The organism is Hymenobacter aranciens (assembly GCF_030580865.1).
Classification (GTDB): domain Bacteria; phylum Bacteroidota; class Bacteroidia; order Cytophagales; family Hymenobacteraceae; genus Hymenobacter; species Hymenobacter aranciens.
The window spans coordinates 571,759-592,318 of record NZ_JAUQSY010000001.1 but is presented as its reverse complement, the minus strand read 5'-3'; the positions used below and the strand labels follow the sequence as shown (position 1 = coordinate 592,318).

Annotated in this window: 5 protein-coding genes; all 5 read left to right on the top strand. The window is 68.3% G+C overall.

Features of this window, described 5'->3' with window-relative positions:
* A partial coding sequence (locus tag Q5H93_RS02150) for a beta strand repeat-containing protein (protein WP_305004832.1) occupies positions 1 to 2,860 on the top strand: 2,860 nt, incomplete at its 5' end.
* A 172-nt stretch (positions 2,861 to 3,032) separates the two neighbouring features.
* Positions 3,033 to 5,129: a tail fiber domain-containing protein gene (locus Q5H93_RS02145; RefSeq protein WP_305004831.1), complete on the top strand. Its 2,097-nt coding sequence runs from the start codon at positions 3,033 to 3,035 to the stop codon at positions 5,127 to 5,129.
* A gap of 181 nt (positions 5,130 to 5,310) precedes the next feature.
* Complete coding sequence (locus Q5H93_RS02140; RefSeq protein ID WP_305004830.1) at positions 5,311 to 11,439, top strand: phage tail-like protein; 6,129 nt, start codon at positions 5,311 to 5,313, stop codon at positions 11,437 to 11,439.
* A 179-nt stretch (positions 11,440 to 11,618) separates the two neighbouring features.
* A complete protein-coding gene (locus tag Q5H93_RS02135) occupies positions 11,619 to 14,276 on the top strand; it encodes a right-handed parallel beta-helix repeat-containing protein (protein WP_305004829.1) in 2,658 nt (885 codons plus the stop codon).
* A 159-nt stretch (positions 14,277 to 14,435) separates the two neighbouring features.
* Entirely contained in the window at positions 14,436 to 20,213 is a 5,778-nt protein-coding gene (locus Q5H93_RS02130; RefSeq protein WP_305004828.1) for a DUF8693 domain-containing protein, read from the top strand.
* The last annotated feature ends 347 nt before the right edge of the window (positions 20,214 to 20,560 follow it).

The window sequence follows — 20,560 nt, the reverse complement described above, 5'->3', positions numbered from 1 at the left end:
CCTCGACCTGCTCACGGCCAACGAGAGCAGTGGCTCCGGCAGCACGGTGAGCGTGCGGCTGAATGGCGGCGACGCCACGGGCTCCAACACCGGCATCTTCAGCAATGGCAGCAACCCGGCTGTAGATGGCCACCCCTACGGCCTGACGCTGGGCGACGTGGACGGTGACGGCGACCTCGACCTGCTCACGGCCAACGGGAACAACAGCACGGTGAGCGTGCGGCTGAATGGCGGCGACGCTACGGGCTCCAACACCGGCATCTTCAGCAATGGCAGCAACCCGACCGTAAGCGTCAGCCCCAATTGCATAGTGCTGGGTGACGTGGACGGTGACGGCGACCTCGACCTGCTCACGGCCAATTTTGGCGCCTCCACGGTGAGCGTGCGCCTGAACACGCCCGCCCCCACTATCACCAGCTTCTCGCCCCCCAGCGGCCCGGTGGGCACGAGCGTGCTGGTGAGCGGCACCAACCTCGCCGGGGCCACGGCCGTGACGGTGAACGGTACGGCCGGCACCATCACGGCCAACACCGCCACCAGTCTCACCTTCACCATAGGGGCGGGCAGCACTACGGGCCTTATTCGTATCACGACGCCGGTTGGCATAGTGGCCAGCGCCACCAGCTTCACGGTGGCCCCCCTGCCTACCATCAGCAGCTTCTCGCCGGCCAGCGGGCCGGCAGGGCAGACGGTGACCGTGACGGGCACCAACTTCACCGGTGCCACCAGCGTGACGCTGAACGGGGCGGCCATCACGGGCTTTACCATCGTCAACGGCACCACCATCACCTTTACGGTACCGGCGGGCAGCAGCACGGGGGTTATCCGCGTCACCACGCCGGGCGGCACGGCCACCAGCAGCGGCAGCTTCACGTTCTTCCCGCCGCCCACCATCACCAGCTTCACCCCGGCCAGCGCCAACACGGGCACCACCGTCACCATCACGGGTACCAACTTCACCGGGGCTACGGGCGTGACGGTGAACGGTACGGCCATCACGGGCGTCACGGTGGTGAATGGCACCACCATCACCTTTACTCTGCCGGCCGGGGTTAGCTCCGGCACCATCGCCGTGACTACGCCGGGCGGCAGCACCAGCAGCAGCACCCCACTCACGGTAGATAACACCCCGCCCACGGCCGTGGTCAGCACCACGGCCGGCAGCAGCACGGGCGTGGCGCCCATCCCGTTTACCGTTACCTTCTCGGAGCCGGTGACGGGCTTCGACCCTGCCGACCTGACCATCGCGGGCGGCAGCCTGACGGGCGGCACCGTGAGCGGCAGCGGCAGCACCTACACCTTTAATATAACGCCCACCGGCAGCGGCAGCGTGGTAACGGTGCAGGTGGCGGCTGGCGCCGCCCGCGACGCGGCCAACAACCCCAACCCGGCCAGCAACACGGTCAGCGTGACCTACAACGGGCCGCCGCCCGCCGCCGACCTCGTCAACACTGGCACCCAGCTCACGGTGCAGGCCGGGGGCATCCTGTACGTGGGCACCGGCGGGCTGGGCAACCAGGGCGGCACGCTCACCAACGGCGGCACGCTGCACGTGGCCGGCCCCCTGAGCAACCCCGCCACCCTCAGCCTGGGCGCGGGCACGCTGGAGGTGCGGGGCAACCTGACCAACAGCGGCACCGTGACGCCCGGCACCAGCGCCGTCACCTTCTCCGGCCTGGCCGACCAGACCCTCACGCCCGGCGGGGCCACGCTCTACCAGGTGCTGGTGAACAAGCCCACCGCCGGGGCCAACACCCTGCGCCTGACCGGCGACCTGGCCGTGAGCAACCAGCTGACCCTAACCACCGGGGTGCTGGCCACCGGCAGCAGCGCCCAGGTGCTGCTGGGCCCCAGCGCCACGCTCAGCGAAACCACGGCCGGCTACGTCACGGGCACCGTCGAAACCACCCGCCCGGTGAGCACCGCCGGCACCGCCCAAACCTTCGGGGGCCTGGGGCTGCGCCTGACGCCGGCCGGCACCCGGCTGCCGGGCAGCACCCGCGTGCGCCGCACCACCGGCACGGCCCTCACGGGGGCCGGCACCAGCCAGAGCATCCGGCGCTACTTCGACATCGTGCCCGCCGTGAACACCGGCCTGAACGTGACCCTGGCCCTGACCTACCGCGACGACGAGCTCAACGGCATCGTCGAGGGCAACCTAGCTTTGTTCAAGAGCCAGACCGGCACGGCGGGGCCCTGGGCGCGGCAGGCCGGGGTCACCCTCGACGCCGTCACCAACACGGTCACCAAGACGGGCATCAGCGACTTCAGCATCTGGACGCTGGGCAATGCCAGCAACCCGCTGCCGGTGACGCTGCTCGACTTCACGGCCCAGGCCGAGGGGCCCGCCGCCGTGCGCCTGCGCTGGGCCACGGCCCAGGAGCTGGACAACGCCGGCTTTACCGTGGAGCGCAGCCTGGACGGCACCGCCTTCGCGGACCTGGGCACCGTAGCTGGGGCGGGTACCACCACCACCCGCCACGCCTACACCTGGCTCGATACGCCGCTCCCGGCCGGCACCACCCTGCTCTACTACCGCCTGCGCCAGACCGACCACGACGGCACGGTGGCCTACTCGCCCGTGCGGGCTGTGCCGCTCGGTGGGGCGGCGGGGGCGGCCAGCTTCGTGGTGTTTCCCACGCGGGTGACGGCGGGGCAGGATGCCCAGTACCGCTACACCGGCCCGGCCGAAGCCGGCACCCTGCACATCGTGAACGTGCTGGGGCAGGTGCTGGGCACCGTGGCCCTCGATGGCCGTGCCAGCGGCCCGGTGCCGCTGGCCGGCCTGCCGGCCGGCACCTACTTCCTGCGCTACACCGGCCCGGCCGGGCGCTTCACCACCCGCTGCGTGGTGGACTAACCAGGACGGCTCTCTGGGTATGGGGTAGGAGGGTGTGAGGGTAGGAGGGTAAGAGTTCTTAGTTGAGAATAACCCACGCACCAACCCCTCCTATCCTCCTACCCGCTTGCCCAAAGGCCCTCCTACCCTCATACCCTCCTACCCTCTTACCCCATCCCCTCATTCCTTCGTTATGCATACCTCCATTCGCTCCCGCCGGGCCCTGCTGCTCGCCCTCTTTGCCACTGCCACCGGGGCAGCCCGCGCCCAGAACGTGGGCGTGGGCACCCTCACCCCCAGCGAGAAGCTGGACGTGGTGGGCGGCAACCTTAAGCTCACCACCGCCGGCAGCCGCCTCATCTTCCCCGACGGCACCTTCCAGACCACGGCCGCCAGCGGCACGGGCACCGGCAGCTTCATCCTCAACGCCCCGGTCAGCCAGCAAACCGGCAGCTTCAACCTGAGCGGGGCCGGCACGCTGGGCGGCACGCTCACCACCGGGGGCACCGTGGCGGTAGACAATGCCGACGGCAACACCGGCACCGCGGCCAACTTCCTGCGCTTCGGCAGCAGCGGCAGCGGCGAGGGCATCGGCAGCAAGCGCAACGCGGGCGGCAATGCCTATGCGCTGGACTTCTACACCAGCTTCACTAATCGGATGACCATCACCAACACCGGACGGGTGGGCATTGGCATTACCAACCCCGGCCAGGCGCTGGAGGTCAACGGCAACGTGCTGGTGAACCTTGCCTACGACCTGCTGCTCCGGGACACCAACCACGGCTTGGGGTTCTACAATAGCGCCAAGCCCTGGAATGGCCTCGACGTGAACGGTCCGGCCTTGTACGGCTATGCAGGCGGCGTGCTGGGCACCAACCAGGGCGGCACCCGCACCACAGCTTTGTACTGGAACAGCACCGGCCAGGTGGGCATCGGCACCAGCAGCCCGGCCGCCCGGCTGACGGTACAGAACGCCACTGATGCCGACCGGGGCGTACAGGTGAGCGACGGCAGCAACGGCAACATCGTTCTACAACCCCTCACCGGTGCCAACTCCGGCTACGCCTTCTTGGGCTTCAATGGCTATAACAACAACGGCGAGGTCCGCGTCAACACCAACAAGAACCGGTGGCGCGTGGGCGTGGACCAGCGCGGCAGCACCGACAACTTCTTCATCGACACGTACAACGGCACCACGGGCGCCAGCGCGTTAACTGTCACCACCGCCGGCAACGTGGGCATTGGCACCACCAACCCCGGTACCCGGCTCGACGTGGTGGGCAGCGGCGGCAACGCCGTGAACCTGCGCGTAAATGGCCGCCTGCAAACCGGCGACGGCACCAACCAGGGCGGCGTGTGGCTCAACAGCGCCACCACGCAGTTCGTGGGCCAGTTTGATGCCACGAAGATAGGCGTCTTTAATGGGGGGGCCTGGCGCATGGTGGTGGACGACGCCGGCAAGGTGGGCATCGGCACCACCGGCCCCTCCTTCCCACTCGATGTGCAAACCACGGCCACCACGGGCGCCTACAGCTTCGGCTACCTCAACCCCAGCGGCCAAACGGGCAGCGGCAGCATCGGCGCCAACGGGGTGGGCATCAGCATCCGCGCCACCGGCCGCATTCTGTCGTCGGAGTTTAACGCTGTGAGCGACCGTCGCCTCAAAACGGTGGTGGGCCTGAGCGACCGCACGGCCGACCTGGCCCTGCTGAACCGCCTGCGCATTACCGACTACACCATGCGCGACCGGGTGCAGTTCGGCAACCGGGCCTTTAAGAAGGTCATTGCCCAGGAGGTGGAGGCTGTCTTCCCCCAGGCCGTGCAGCAGCAAACGGGCTTCCTGCCTGACATCTACGCCTTGGCCACCACCGTGCAGGCCCTGCCCGGCGACTCGCTGGTAACCCTCACCCTACCCACCGCCGGCCTGCCCGTGGCCGCCGCCGTCGGCCAGCGCCTCAAGCTGGTGGGCGACACCGGCGAAGTGCTGGCCGCCCTGGCCCGCCCGGCCGCCGCCGGGGCCCGCACCCTGGTGCTGCGCCGGGCTACGGCCCTGGCCGGCACCAAGGTATTCGTCTTCGGCCTGGAGCACGCCGATGTGCGCTCAGTAGACTACGAGGCCCTGAGCATGCTCAACGTGAGCGCCACCCAGGAGCTGGCCCGCAAAGTAGAGCTGCTGGAAAAGCAGAACGCCGCCCTGCAAGCCGGCAGCGCCGCCGACCACGCCAGCCTGCTCACCCTGCAGGCCCAGATGGCCCGCCTGCTGGGCGAGGGCGCCCAGGCTCGGAAGTAGCCCGGCTGCCCCCTTTGGCAAAAAGCCCTCCGCCACCCGGCGGAGGGCTTTTTGCTGCGCCTGAGCGGCGGGGACGACGGCTGAAATATGACAGATTCCTGTCATACCGCCGTGTAGCAGCAGGGCCGTGCTTTGCAGTGCCGATTGAACACTGCCGTTGGCACGGTTACCTCCTCGCTGTATGCACCATAATTACCTTTCCTCGAAACTGCCGCGCCTGGCGCTGCTGCTGGCCCTGCTGCTGCCAGGCACCTTCCTGCACCGGGCCCAGGCCCAGACGCCCGGCGTGGGCATCGGCACCACGGCCCCCGATGCCTCGGCGGCGCTCGACATTGTAAGCAGCACCAAGGGCGCCCTGCTGCCCCGCGTGGCCAGTGCCACGGCCATTGCCAGCCCGGCCACGGGGCTGATTGTGTTTCAGACCGGGGCCCCGGCCGGCTTCTATTATAACGCCGGCACGCCGGCCGCCCCGAGTTGGCAGCAGGTGGCTACGGCCGCCGGGGCCGCCGTGACGGCCAGCAACGGCCTCACCAAGACCGGGCAGAACCTGACCCTGGGCGGCAGCCTCACCACGCCCACCACCATCCTGCAAAGTGGCAACAACTTCAGCCTGACCGGCGGCAACGTGGGCATCGGCACGGCCCTGCCGGGGGCCACGCTGGAAACCAGCGGCGACTTCCGGGTGAGTAATGGCACCACCAGCAACACGCTGGGCACGCCCGCCGCCGCCGATGCCAGCAACACCAGCTTTCCCTTTGCCGGGCAGTCGTTTACGATGCCCGCCGGGGGCGGCAGCGTGACCAGCGTGCGGCTACGCTCGCGTGCCACCTACAGTACCACCTTTGCCATCTACCAGGGCGCGGGCAACGGCGGTACGCTGCTCTACGGGCCGGCTCCGATTAGCTTCGTGAATGACGTGCCGAGCACGGTACCCCTGCCCACGCCGCTGGCCTTGGCCGCCGGCACCTATACCATCACCCTAACCGCGCCCCAGAGCCTGCGCTACTACTCGACCGACGTGTACGCGGGGGGCTCGTTTTACTTCGGTGGCACTCCCGGCACGGGCATCGACGTGGAGTTTGCGGTGAACTACACCACCGGCGCGGCCACCAGCAGCCTCTACGTGGCCCCCGGCGGCAACGTGGGCATCGGCACGGCGGGCACCAGCACGCCCGGCGCCAAGCTGGACGTGACCGGCGGCAGCATTAGGATAAGCACGGCCGGACAGGGGCTGACTTTCCCCGACGGCACCACCCAGACCACGGCCGCTACCACCGCCCCGGCCCAGACGCTGAGCGTGAGCGGCCAGAACCTGACCATCAGCGGCAGCGGGGGCAACACCGTGGCCCTGCCCAGTGGGGCCGACAACCTGGGCAACCACACCGCCACCCAAGCCCTGAACCTGCAAGGCAACGCCCTGACCGGCACCGGCAGCAGCATCAGCGGCGTGGGCGTGGGCATTCGGGCCGACGGGGGCCTGAACCTGGGCCAGAACACGACCGGCAACGGCCTTTACCTCGGCTACCAGGCCGGGCGCGTGAACACGGGCAACTACAACCAGTTTAGCGGCTACCAGAGTGGCTACAACAACACAACGGGCATTAACAACGTGTTCAGCGGCTACGCCAGCGGCTACAGCAACACGACGGGTTATAGCAACGTGTTCAGCGGTACCTACAGCGGCCTGAACAACCAGACGGGTGGCAACAACGTGTTTGCCGGCTTTTACAGCGGGGCCCTGAACACGGGGGGCAGCGGCAACGTGTTTGACGGGCGCTTCAGTGGCTACGGTAACCAGACGGGCGACAATAACGTGTTCAGCGGCCTCAGCAGCGGCCAGTATAACACCACCGGCAGCAACAACACGGCCCTGGGTGCCAACAGCGGCCCGGCCAATGGCAGCGGGGCCCTCACCAACGCCACCGCCCTCGGGGCCAACGTGGCCCTGACCACCAGCAACACCGTCATCCTCGGCAACAATGCCAACGTGGGCATCGGCACCGCCGCCCCCAGCCAGAAGCTGGAAGTGGCTGGCGGCATCAAGTTCACCGGCACCGGCAGCGTGCTCACCTTCCCCGACGGCACCACCCAGGCCACGGCCACCCTCACCGGCCCGGCCGGCGCTACCGGGCCACAGGGCCCGCAGGGCACTACGGGGGCCACGGGCAGCACCGGTGCTACCGGCGCACAAGGCCCTGCGGGCGCCACCGGCCCACAGGGCGTAGCTGGCCCCACCGGTCTGCAAGGCCCGGCGGGCACCAACGGCACGAATGGCACCAACGGCACCAACGCCACCGTGACGGCCAACAACGGCCTGACCGTGGCCAGCGGCAACGTAAAACTGGGTGGCACGGCCCTGAGCGCCGCCACCGACGTGCCCCTCAACAGCCAGAACCTGACCTTCTCCGGCACGGGCAAGGTGGGCATCGGCGGCAGCGCGGCCCCCACCCAGACGCTGGACGTGGCCGGCACCACCCGCACCACCAACGCCATCGTGACCACCGCCCTGACCGGCACCGGGGCTGACCTGGGCACGGTGGTGGGGGTGGGCATCCGGGCCGATGGCGGCCTGAACCTCGGCCAGAACACGGCGGGCAACAGCATCTCCCTCGGCTACCTGGCGGGCCGCGTGAACACAGGCAGTTCCAACCTGTTCAGCGGCTACGTGAGCGGCTACAGCAACACGACGGGCAGCAACAACGTGTTCAGCGGCTCCTACAGCGGCCAGAACAACACGACGGGCAGCTACAACCTGTTCAGCGGCTCCTCCAGCGGCTTCAACAACACGACGGGCAACAACAACCAGTTCAGCGGCTACCAGAGCGGCCAGAACAACACGACGGGCAGCAACAACGTGTTCAGCGGCAACCAGAGCGGCTACAGCAACACCACGGGCTTCAACAACCAGTTCAGCGGCGTCACAAGCGGCCGCAGCAACACGACGGGCAACAACAACCTGTTTAACGGCTTCTCTAGCGGCTACAACAACACCACCGGCAACTACAACCAGTTCAGCGGTACCAACAGCGGCCTAAGCAACACGACAGGCAGCAACAACCTGTTCAGCGGCAACCAGAGCGGCTACTTCAACACGACGGGCAGCAACAACACGGCCCTGGGTGCCGACAGCGGCCCGGCCAGCGGCAGCGGCAACCTGACCAACGCCACCGCCCTGGGGGCCAACGTGAGCCTGACCACCAGCAACACCGTCATCCTGGGCAACAACGCCAGCGTGGGCATCGGCACCGCCGCCCCCACCCAGAAGCTGGAAGTGGCCGGCACCATCTACAGCACCAGCGGGGGCTTCCAATTTCCCGATGGCACTACCCAGGCCAGCGCCAACCGCGCCCTGACCATCAGCGGGCAGAGCCTGACCCTGACCGGTGCCGGCGGCACCACCGTGACGCTGCCCGCCGCGCTCGCCGACAACCTGGGCAACCACACCGCCACCCAAACCCTGAACCTGCAAGGCCAGGCCCTCACCGGCAGCGGGGCCAGCATTGCGGGCGTGGGCGTGGGCATTCGGGCCGACGGCGGCCTGAACCTGGGCCAGGGCACCACCGGCAACAGCATCAGCATCGGCTACCAGGCGGGCCGCGTGAATGCGGCCGCGCAGAACCAGTTTGTGGGCTACCAGAGCGGGCAAGCCAATACGAGCGGCACCTACAACCAGTTCAGCGGCTACCAGAGCGGCTTCAGCAACACCACGGGCAACCAGAACCTGTTTAGCGGGAACATGGCGGGCTACAGCAACACGACCGGCAACAACAACTTCTTCGAGGGCCTCTACAGCGGCTACAGCAACACCACGGGCAGTGCCAACACGTTTGTGGGCCAAAACACCGGGGAGTCCAATACCACCGGCACGCGCAACGCCTTCGTGGGCTACCACAGTGGCCAGCTTACGACCACCGGCAGCGACAACTTATTTACCGGATACTCCAGCGGGAGTGCTAATACTACCGGTATTAAAAACGTGTTCGGTGGCGCCTACAGCGGCTTGGGCAACACCGATGGCCATGACAACGTGTTCACCGGCTATCGGAGTGGCTCCGGCAACAGTACGGGCAACTACAACGTGTTTACCGGCGCTAACAGCGGCGCGGCCAACAGCACCGGCAGCTTTAACGTGTTTGGCGGCACCAGCAGCGGCCAGTCTAATGACACCGGCACCGACAACGTGTTTCTGGGTTCATACAGTGGCTTCCTCAACACCACGGGCAACCAGAACATCTTCCTGGGCTCGGGCAGCGGCTACAGCAACACGACGGCCGGCCAGAACCAGTTCATCGGCTACAGCAGCGGCTACAGCAACACCACCGGCAACAACAACGTGTTCAACGGCTACGCCGCCGGCTTCGGCAACACCACCGGCACCGAGAATACCTTTAGCGGCAGTGCCAGCGGCCGCAGCAATACCACGGGCAGCCGCAACGTGTTCAGCGGCTACCAGAGCGGCTACTACAATACCACGGGTAGCAGCAACGTGTTCAATGGTCACCTGAGCGGGGCAGCCAACACCACCGGCCACAGCAACGTGGCCCTGGGCGTGTCGGCCGCTTATAATAACGCTACGGGCAGCAACAACATCATGCTCGGCGACTCGGCCGGCTACAACAACACCGGCAGCTTCAACCAGTTCAGTGGCGTGCTCAGCGGCTACAGCACCACCACCGGCAGCAACAACGTGTTTGGCGGCTACCGGAGCGGCCAGTACAACACCACGGGCAGCAGCAACACAGCCCTGGGCTACAACAGCGGCCCGGCCAGCGGCAGCGGCACCCTCACCAATGCTACCGCCCTGGGGGCCAACGTGAGCCTGACCACCAGCAACACCGTGGTGCTGGGCAACGGGGCCAACGTGGGCATCGGTACCAGCGCCCCCAGCCAGCGGCTGGATGTGGCGGGCAGTGTCAACGTGAGCGCCAGCGTATTCGTGGACGCGGCCAACGGCAACACCGGCACTGCGGCCAATGCCCTGCGCTTTGGCGGTAGCAGCAGCGGCGAGGGCATCGGCAGCAAGCGCAGCAGCGGCGGCAACCAGTACGGGCTGGACTTCTATACCTTGTCGACCAACCGCCTGAGCATTACCAGTAGTGGCAACGTGGGCATCGGCACCAGCGCCCCTGGCCAGGCGCTGGAAGTCAACGGCAACGTACTCATTTCCCTGAACAACGACTACCTGTTGCGCGACACCAACCATGGCCTGGGCTTCTATGGCCCGGGCGGCCGGCTCTGGAACGGGCAGAGCGTCAACGGTCCCGTGCTCTATGGCTACGCCGGCGGGGTACTGGGCACCAACCAGGGCGGCACGCGCACCACGGCCCTGACGTGGAACAGCAGCGGCAACGTGGGCATCGGCACCACGGCCCCGGTGTCGCGCCTGTCGTTGGGCAACGCGGGCACCACCAACTCAGCCAGCGAGCGCATCGCCCTTTACGAAAACACTAATGGTCAGAACTTCTATGGCCTTGGCGTGGTGCAAACCCCTGGCGGCAGCTTCGGCATGGGCCTGTGGGGCAGCTCCGGCGCGGCCCTGCCCTACGATGGCAGCACCGGCACCCTGCCCCAGCTTTACCTCGACCAGGCCAACCGCGTGGGCATTGGCACCATTGCCCCCATTGGCGGCCTGCACGTCACCACCGGCAACAGTGGGGTGGGGGCCAATGGCGGGGCTGGCGCGGTGCTGAACGGGGTGGCGGGCGGCCCCCCCAACCTGGAGCTGCGCGGCAGCGGCACGGGCACCACCACCACCACCCCCTACATCGACTTTGCTGAAACCAACGACGTGGACTTCACTACCCGCCTCATCAGCAGCGGCGGGTCGCTGTCCGTCACCTACGGGGGCACGGCGACGGCCCCTACCTACCTGTTGAAGGTAGGCGGGGGACTCCAATGCACTACCCTCAACCAGACATCCGATGCCCGCCTCAAGACCGATGTGCAGCCCCTGCGCGGGGCGCTGGCCTCGGTGCTGGCCCTGCGCGGCGTGCGCTACCACTGGAACGCGCTTGGGGTGCAGCGCGGCGGCCTGGCCGGGGCCGCGCAGGTCGGTGTGCTGGCGCAGGAGTTGGAGAAGGTCTACCCCGAACTAGTCGCCACCGACGCGCAGGGCTACAAGGCCGTCAACTACGCCCAGCTTACGCCCGTCCTCATCGAAGCCCTGAAGGAGCAGCAGCAGCAGATTGAGGCCCTCAAGACCCAGAACGCCGCCCTGCAAGCCGGCAGCGCCGCCGACCACGCCAGCCTGCTCACCCTGCAGGCCCAGATGGCCCGCCTGCTGGGCGAGGGCGCCCAGGCGCAGAAGTAAGCCGGCCTTGCCCTTTGACAATAGCCCTCCGCCACCCGGCGGAGGGCTTTTTGCTGCGCCTGGGCGGCGGGGCCGACGGCTGCAATATGACAGATTCCTGTCATAGCGCCGTGTAGCGGAGGGGCCGTGCTTTGCAGGGCCGATTGAACCCTGCCGTCGGCCCGGTTACCACCCGCTCTATGACTAACGCTTACCTCCTGAAGCTGCCGCGCCTGACGCTGCTGCTGGCCCTGCTGCTATGGGGCCTGGGCGCCCACGCCACCGTGTACTACGTGGATGCGGGCCGGGCCGACAACACCGGCAACGGCCGCAGCTGGGCCACGGCCAAGAAGGATGTGCAGGAGGCTATCAACCTGGCCACCGCCGCCGGCGACGAGGTGTGGGTGAAGGCCGGCACCTACCTGCCCACCCTGGTACCGCCCGGCACTGCCCCGAGTACAAGCGCCCCAGACCGGACGGTTTACCTTATTAACACGGACATCAAGCTCTACGGCGGCTTTGCGGGCACCGAAACTGCCGCCAGCCAGCGCAGCCCGGCCACCAACCTCACCATCCTGTCCGGCGACTTACCCGGTACGACCGATGCAAAGCATGTGCTGCTGACCATTGGCCGCAGCAGTGCCTGCTTGGTAGATGGCTTTACGGTGCGAGGGGGGCAGGCGCTAAGCGGAGCAAGCCCTAGTGTGCAGCCGACCTCCGGGGCGGCAGTGATGGTTACGAATGTCCACGGCGGCGGCATGAACAATAGCAGCAGCAGCCCTACGGTGAGCAACTGCACTTTCAGCGGCAACACTGCTTATAGCGGTGGCGGAATGAGCAACACTACCGGCAGCAACCCGGTGGTGCGCAACTGTGCCTTCAGCGGCAATACGGCCGTCAATACCGGCGCCGCTGGTGCTGGCATGTTCAACACAAACAGCAATGTGACCGTGACCGACTGCACCTTTAGTGGCAATACGGTGACCGGCAACGGCAACGGCGGTGGCGGGATGTGTAATGCCAACAGCGGTACCGCAGTGGTGAGCAACTGCCTGTTCAGCGGCAACACCGCCCCCTCGGGTGGGGGCATGACCACCAGCCGCTTCACTGGTCTGACCGTGACCAACTGTACCTTCAGCAACAATGCGGCGGTTGGCAGCTCTACATTTAGCAGCAGCGGTGTTGGGGGCGGCATGCTCACCAACAACCTTGCCGCGGCTGTCGTGACCGTGAGCAACTGTGTTTTCAGCGGCAATGCTGCTTTTAGTGGCGGCGCTATGTACAACACCAGCAGCGTGACGGTAAGCAGCTGCACCTTCAGCGGCAACACGGCCACCCTAACCACTGGCTTGGGCGGCGGCTTATATTATGCTGCCGGCGGCGGCGGCACCCTCACCAACTGCATTCTTTACCAGAACACCACCCCCAGCAACGCCGCCAACCCCAACCGCGAAGAGCTGTACAAGGCCGGCACCACCGTTGCCCTCACCGTCAGCAACTGCATTGTGCGCGACGCGGCCGGCACCACCCCCGCCCTCACGGTGGCCAACGCCGCCCTCAGCAGCTGCTACACCTCCGCCCCCGGCTACGTGGACCCCGCCGACCCCGACGGCCCCGACAACACCTGGGCCACCGCCGACGACGGCCTGCGCCTGGACTGCGCCAGCTTTGCCGTGGACAAGGGCACCGGCAGCACCCCGGCTACCGACCTGCTGGGCAACCCCCGCAAGGGGCTCATGGACCTGGGCGCTTATGAGGCCACGGGCGGCACCGCCCCGGCCAACGCCATCCCGGCCGCCACCACCACCGTGAGCGGGACGCAGACCGCCGCCCCCCTGCCCTACACCGACTGCCAGAGCCAGCTGCTACTGCTCGATGCCACCCTGCCCTACACCCTGCGCGGCAGCACCGTGGCCACGGTGCAGGTGCTGGCCGCCGCGCCCACCTTCAACCGCCAGCCCTACGTGCGCCGCTTCTACGACATTGCCCCGGTGGCCAATGCGGCCACCGCCACCGCCGAGGTTACGCTCTACTTCACCCAGGCCGACTTCGACGACTACAACGCCGCGCGGGGCAGCTACCCGGCACTGCCCCTCTCGGCTGCCGACCCCGAAGGCTACGCGGCCAACCTGCGCATCACCCAGAAGCACGGCCGCAGCGCCACCGGCACACCGGGCAGCTACACCGGCTGGGCGGGCTCCGGCCCGGCCACGGTGTTCATCACTGCCCCGGCGGTGGCCTACAATGCCAGCGCCGCCCGCTGGGAGGTGCGCTTCCCGGTGACGGGCTTCTCGGGGTTCTTCGCCCACACCGGCCCCAGCCCGCTGCCCGTGGAGCTGATGGCCTTCACGGCCACGGCCGCCGGCCCCGCCGCCGTGCGCCTGGCCTGGGCCACGGCCTCGGAGCGCAACAGCGCCCGCTTTGAGGTGGAGCGCAGCACCGACGGCCGGCACTTCGGGCGCATCGGCACGGTGGCCGCTGCCGGCCGCAGCAGCAGCGCCCGCACCTACGAGCTGCCGGACCCAAACCCACCAGTCCACCAATCCACCCTCTACTACCGCCTGCGCCTGGTAGATGCCGATGGTACGTTCAGCTACTCCCCGGTGCGGGCAGTGGCCCGCCCGGGCGCGGCCACCGGCCTGCGCATGTTCCCTAACCCGGCCACTACCGGCGCGACGACCCTCACGGGCGCGGCCCCCGGCACGGTGGTGACGGTGCTGGATGCGCTGGGCCGCCCGGTGGCTACTGCCACGGCCGATGCCGCCGGCACCGCCACGCTGGCGCTGCCGGCCGGGCAGCCGGCGGGCGTGTACGTGGTGCGCGCCGGCCGCCAGGTGCTGCGCCTGGTGGTGGAATAAGCCGAACCAGAACCCCGCCGGGGGGCACTCCCCCCGGCCGACCCCGCGCTACCTGACGGCCCCCGGCCCTTCTCTCTCCTTCGCTTACCCGCTTACGGTGTGCTACCCTGGTCAGGTGGCGGGCCGCCGTTACCTCACCGACCTTATTTAGTCTGCTTTATGCAAAACATCTCCTTCAGGAGCGGGGCCGTAGTGGTCCCGCCCATGCGCATCTGGCTGGCCGCCCTGTGGCTGGCGCTGCTGCCGCTGCTGGCCGGGGCCAGCGGTCCGGCCCACCTGCTGCGCCCAGCGGCGGCACCGCCTACGCTGACCGCCATCAACCCGACCAGCGGCCCCACAGGCGCTTCGCTGACCCTGACCGGCAGCAACCTGGACGCCGTTACGTCGGTGACTTTTACCAGCGGCGGCGGCACGGCCACCAACGCGGCCAACACCTACATCGCTGGCAGCACGAGCGTCACGGGCGTGGTGGTGCCCGCTGGCTTGAGCCTCGGGGCGTACACGGTAACCGCCAGGAACAGCTCGGGCCTCAGCAACGGCCTGCCCTTCACCGTGACGGCCGCGCCGTTCGGGGTCAGCAGCTTTGCGCCGGCCAGCGGGCCGGCGGGCACCCTCGTCACCATCACCGGCAACCAGCTCGACCTGGTGACGGGGGTGCGCTTCGGCACGGGCAGCCTGACGACGGGCTTCGTGAGCCAGTCGGCCACCAGCCTCACGGTGCGGGTGCCGGTAACGAGCAGCACGGGCGTGCTCACGCTCACCAACAACGTGGGCGGCACGGCCACGAGCAGCGCCAGCTTTACCTACACGCCCCGGCCGGGGGGCCTGGTGGCGACCCTCAGCCCGGCCGGGCCGCTGGACGTGTGCCAGCCCCGTACGCTCACGGCCAGCGCCGTCAGCCCGGCCTTTGCCACCGGCACGGGCTTTAACAGCACCGTGAACAGCGTGGCGGTGCAGGCCGACGGCAAGGTGCTGGCGGTCGGCAGCTTCACGAGCTACAACGGCACGGCGGCCAGCCGCCTCGTGCGCCTCAACGCCGACGGCACCCTAGATGCCAGCTTCGCCACCGGCACGGGCTTCGGCGGCAGCACCGTGTTTAGCGTGGCGGTGCAGGCCGACGGCAAGGTGCTGGCGGGCGGGGTCTTCAACAGCTACAACGGCACGGGGGCCAGCAACCTGATTCGTCTCAACGCCGACGGCAGCCGCGATGCCAGCTTTGCCACCGGCACGGGCTTCAGCAGCCAAGTGCGGAGCGTGGCGGTGCAGGCCGACGGCAAGGTGCTGGTGGGCGGCGGCTTCACGAGCTACAACGGCACGGCGACCCCCTTCCTCGTGCGCCTCAACGCCGACGGCAGCCGTGATGCCAGCTTTGCCACCGGCACGGGCTTCAGCAGCACCGTGTTTAGCGTGGCGGTGCAGGCCGACGGCAAGGTGCTGGTGGGCGGTCAGTTCACGAGCTACAACGGCACGGCGGCCAGCCGCCTCGTGCGCCTCAACGCCGACGGCACCCTAGATGCCAGCTTCGCCACCGGCACGGGCTTCGATGACATCGTGTTTAGCGTGGCGGTGCAGGCCGACGGCAAGGTGCTGGCGGGCGGCTACTTCACCAGCTACAACGGCACGGCGAGCCAGAACCGCCTCGTGCGCCTCAACACCGACGGCAGCCGCGATGCGGGCTTCGCCACCGGCACGGGCTTTAACGACAACGTGCTTAGCGTGGCGGTGCAGGCCGACGGCAAGGTGCTGGCGGGCGGCATCTTCACGAGCTACAACGGCACAACGGCCAATTACCTCGCCCGCCTCAACGCCGACGGCAGCCGCGATACTGGCTTTGCCACCGGCACGGGCTTCGGCGGCAGCAGCCAAGTGCGGGGCGTGGCGGTGCAGGCCGACGGCAAAGCGCTGGTGGGCGGAACCTTCACCCGCTACAACGGCACGACGGGCCAGAATAATCTCGTGCGCCTCAACGCCGACGGCAGCCTGAACAGCGCGGCCACCCCGGTGAGCGGGGCCAGCTTCACCTTCAGCCCCGGTGGCACCACCACCAACCCGCTCATGACCAGCACGGCGGGCAGCTACACCGCCACGGCCAGCCTCAACGGCGAAACCTCGGTGGCCTCCAACGCGGTGGTGCTTACGGCTTGCCCTGTGCCCACCATCACCGACTTCAACCCCAAGACCGGCCCGGCGGGCACGAGCGTGACCATCACGGGCAGCCAGCTCGACCTGGTGACGGGGGTGCGCTTCGGCACGGGCAGCCTGACGACGGGCTTCGTGAGCCAGTCGGCCACCAGCCTCACGGTGCGGGTGCCGGTAACGAGCAGCACGGGCGTGCTCACGCTCACCAACAACGTGGGCGGCACGGCCACGAGCAGCGCCAGCTTTACCTACACGCCCCGGCCGGGGGGCCTGGTGGCGACCCTCAGCCCGGCCGGGCCGCTGGACGTGTGTCAGCCCCGGACGCTGACGGCCACGGCCGCCAGCCCGGCCTTTGCCACCGGCACGGGCTTTAGCGACTACTTGTACAGCGTGGCGGTGCAGGCCGACGGCAAGGTGCTGGCGGGCGGCAGCTTCAGCAGCTACAACGGCACGGCGGGCCAGAATAATCTCGTGCGCCTCAACGCCGACGGCACCTTGGATGCCAGCTTCGCCACCGGCACGGGCTTTAGCGACTACGTGTACAGCGTGGCGGTGCAGGCCGACGGCAAGGTGCTGGCGGGCGGCGACTTCACCACCTACAACGGCACGACGGCCAACCGCCTCGTGCGCCTCAACGCCGACGGCACCTTGGATGCCAGCTTCGCCACCGGCACGGGCTTCAACAGCACCGTGCGGAGCGTGGCGGTGCAGGCCGATGGCAAGGTGCTGGCAGGCGGCGACTTCACCACCTACAACGGCACGACGGCCAACAGCCTTGTACGCCTCAACGCCGACGGCACCTTGGATGCCAGCTTTGCCACCGGCACGGGCTTCAACAGCATCGTGTTGAGCGTGGCGGTGCAGGCCGACGGCAAGGTGCTGGTGGGCGGCTACTTCAACAGCTACAACGGCACGGCGGGCAAGAGCTCCCTCGTGCGCCTCAACGCCGACGGCACCTTGGATGCCAGCTTTGCCACCGGCACGGGCTTTCCCATCGACCCGGGCTTCGAAAGCGGCGTGAACAGCTTGGCGGTGCAGGCCGACGGCAAGGTGCTGGTGGGCGGGTCTTTCAGCAGCTACAACGGCACGGCGACCAAGTATCTCGTGCGCCTCAACGCCGACGGCACCCTTGATGCCAGCTTTGCCACCGGCACGGGCTTCGACTACAGCGTGAGCAGCGTGGCGGTGCAGGCCGACGGCAAGGTGCTGGTGGGCGGTTACTTCACTGCCTACAACGGCACGGCGGGCCAGAACTACCTCGTGCGCCTCAACGCCAACGGCACTATTGATGCGGGCTTTGCCACCGGCACTGGCTTCAGCGGCGGCGTGTTGAGCGTGGCGGTGCAGGCCGACGGCAAGGTGCTGGCGGGCGGCTACTTTAACAGCTACAACGGCACGGCGGGCCAGAACAACCTCGTGCGCCTCACGGCCACCGGCAGCCTCAACGCCACGGCCACCCCGGTGAGCGGGGCCAGCTTCACCTTCTCGCCCGGTAACACCACCACCAACCCGCTCGTGACCAGCACACCCGGCAGCTACACCGCCACGGCCAGCCTGAATGGCGAAACCTCGGCGGCCTCTAATGCGGTGGTGCTGACGGCTTGCCCGGTGCCGGTGCTTACCGGCATCACCCCCGGCAGCGGCCCGGTGGGCAGCAGTGTGACCCTGACCGGCAGCGACCTGACTAATGTCGTGGCCGTGACCTTTGGCGGCAGCAGCAACAACACCGTCACTACCGGCTTTCTGTATGGCGGCAGCGGCAGCAGCCTGACCGTGACCGTGCCCGCCGGGGCCAGCACCGGCCCTGTCACCGTGACCACAAACGGCGGCACCAGCAATGGTATCCTCTTCACCGTGACCGTGCCCGACCTGACCGTGGACAACACCAACAGCACGGCCGCCGCGCCCTACAGCATCGCGGACGGCACCTACGGCACCATCACCGTGGCCAGCAGCGGCTATGCCCAGCTGGGCGGGGCCGTGGTGGTGAACACCGCCCTGAACGTGAGTGGTACGCTCGATACCTATCCCAACTGTCAGCCCCTGACCGGGTCGGGCAGCTTCACCCTGGCCGCCGGGGCTACGCTCGTGGTGTGCAGCCTGCAGGGCATCACTCAGAGCGACCCCGTGGGGGCCGTGCAGATGACGGGCCTGCGGAGCTTCTCCCCGGAGGCATCCTATGTATATACGACCGGCGGCGACCCGCAGCAGACCGGCGACGGCCTGCCCACTACCGTGCGCAACCTGACCAGCCTCGACGCCCAGCCCCTGACCCTGAGCCAGCCACTGGCCGTGACGCAGGTGCTGACGCTGGCCGGCGCCAGCAACCTCGACCTGGGCGGCCAGCCCCTGACCCTGCGCTCGGATGCCAACGGCACCGCCCTGGTGGTGAACGCCGGCACCGGCCGGGTGCTGGGTACCACGGCCACGCTGCAGCGCCACATCGAAACGAACACCGCCGCCAACGGCTACCGCCACTACGCCTCGCCCATGATGAGCGAGACGGTGAACACCCTGGCCACAGCCGGCTACGCCCCCGACTTTGGCGGCGCGGCGGCTTACAACTCGTCGGCCACGCCGGGCACCGTGACGCCCTTCCCCACGGTGTTTGGCTACGAGCAGAACCGCATTGCCACCACCGTGAGCAACTACGACACCTTCAACAAAGGCTGGCAGGCCGCCCTCAGCGGCGAAGCCATGCCCGTGGGCAAGGGCTACGCCGTGCAGGCCCCCGGCGCGGCCCTGGTCGACTTCACCGGCACGGCCTTTAGCGGGCCGCTGGCCGTGGGCAACCTGCTGCGCACCGGCCCCGCCGATGGCTGGCACCTGCTGGGCAACCCCTACCCGGCCCCCCTCGACTGGAGCACGATGAGCATCGGCACGACGGCCGCCGCCAACCTGCAGAACATGGACGGCGCGCTGTACGTGTTCCAGAGCAGTGGCCCCTACACCGGCACCTACCGCACGTACCTGGCTAATATGCCCGGCGGTAACTCGCCCATCGTCCCGGCCGGTAGCGGCTTCTTCGTGCGCACCACTACCCCCGGCACGCCCGGCACGGTGCGCTTCACCAATGACAACCGCGTGACGACCTTCGATGCCCAGCCGGCCTTTGGCCGCTCGACCAGCACCCTGCCCACCCTGACGCTGGCCCTGGCCGGCGCAGCCGGCACCGATGCCCTCACCCTGTATGCCAACCCGGCCGCCGCACCGGCGGTGGAGGCCCAGTACGACGCCGTGAAGCTGGCCAACCCCAGCGGCCTCAACCTGGCCAGCCTCACAGCTACCGGCGAGGCCCTGGCCATCGACGGCCGCCCCACCCTAGCCGGCGCTGTGCCGCTGCAGGTGGGCCTGCCCGCTGCCGGCACCTACACCCTCACGGCCGCCACGTTAGCCAACCTGACCGGCACCCGCGCCGAGCTGGTGGACAACCTCACCGGCACCCGCACGCTGCTGGTGGCCGGCGCGGCCTACACCTTCACCTCGGCTACCACCACCGCGCCCGGCCGCTTCTGGCTGAACCTGACGCCGGCCGCCGCTCCGCTGGCTACCGCCGCCGCCCTGGAGGCCCAGGTGCTGGCTTACCCCAACCCCACGCACGGCACCCTCACGGTGCTGCGCCCGGCGGGCGAGGCGGCCACCGGCGTGCTCTACAACAGCGTGGGCCAGGTGGTGCGTACCGTGGCTCTGCCCACGACCGAAACCACGCTCACACTCACCGGCCTACCGGCCGGCGTGTACGCCCTGCGCCTCACGGTGGGCGGGCACACTCTCACCCGCCGCGTGGTGCTGAACTAACCAACCTCGCTTCTGCTAAAAGGGAAACGCCCCCGGCCATTGCGGTCGGGGGCGTTTTTGCATACACGGGTGTTTGCATTTAGTAGCAGCCATCGCATCAGCTCCGAACCCCGAAGGGGTTCCGGAGTCTGGCCCAGGGTTGGCGAAGCCTACCCTGGGTCCGGTCAACGCTTGAATGACAGAACCCCAACGGGGTTCCGCCAATCGTTCGGGTGATTGCGGAACCCCGTTGGGGTTCTGGCTGCTATCTGGCTGCCAATACCCAGGGTAGGCGACTGGTGTCGCCAACCCTGGGCTAGGCTCTGGAACCCCGTTGGGGTTCTTCCTGCCAGCGTTTTGCTTACTAT

Bases quoted from the DNA above. Each gene is read 5' to 3' on its own strand.
- Q5H93_RS02145 (WP_305004831.1), top strand. From the start codon at position 3,033: ATGCATACCTCCATTCGCTCCCGCCGGGCCCTGCTGCTCGCCCTCTTT.
- Q5H93_RS02140 (WP_305004830.1), top strand. From the start codon at position 5,311: ATGCACCATAATTACCTTTCCTCGAAACTGCCGCGCCTGGCGCTGCTG.
- Q5H93_RS02135 (WP_305004829.1), top strand. From the start codon at position 11,619: ATGACTAACGCTTACCTCCTGAAGCTGCCGCGCCTGACGCTGCTGCTG.
- Q5H93_RS02130 (WP_305004828.1), top strand. From the start codon at position 14,436: ATGCAAAACATCTCCTTCAGGAGCGGGGCCGTAGTGGTCCCGCCCATG.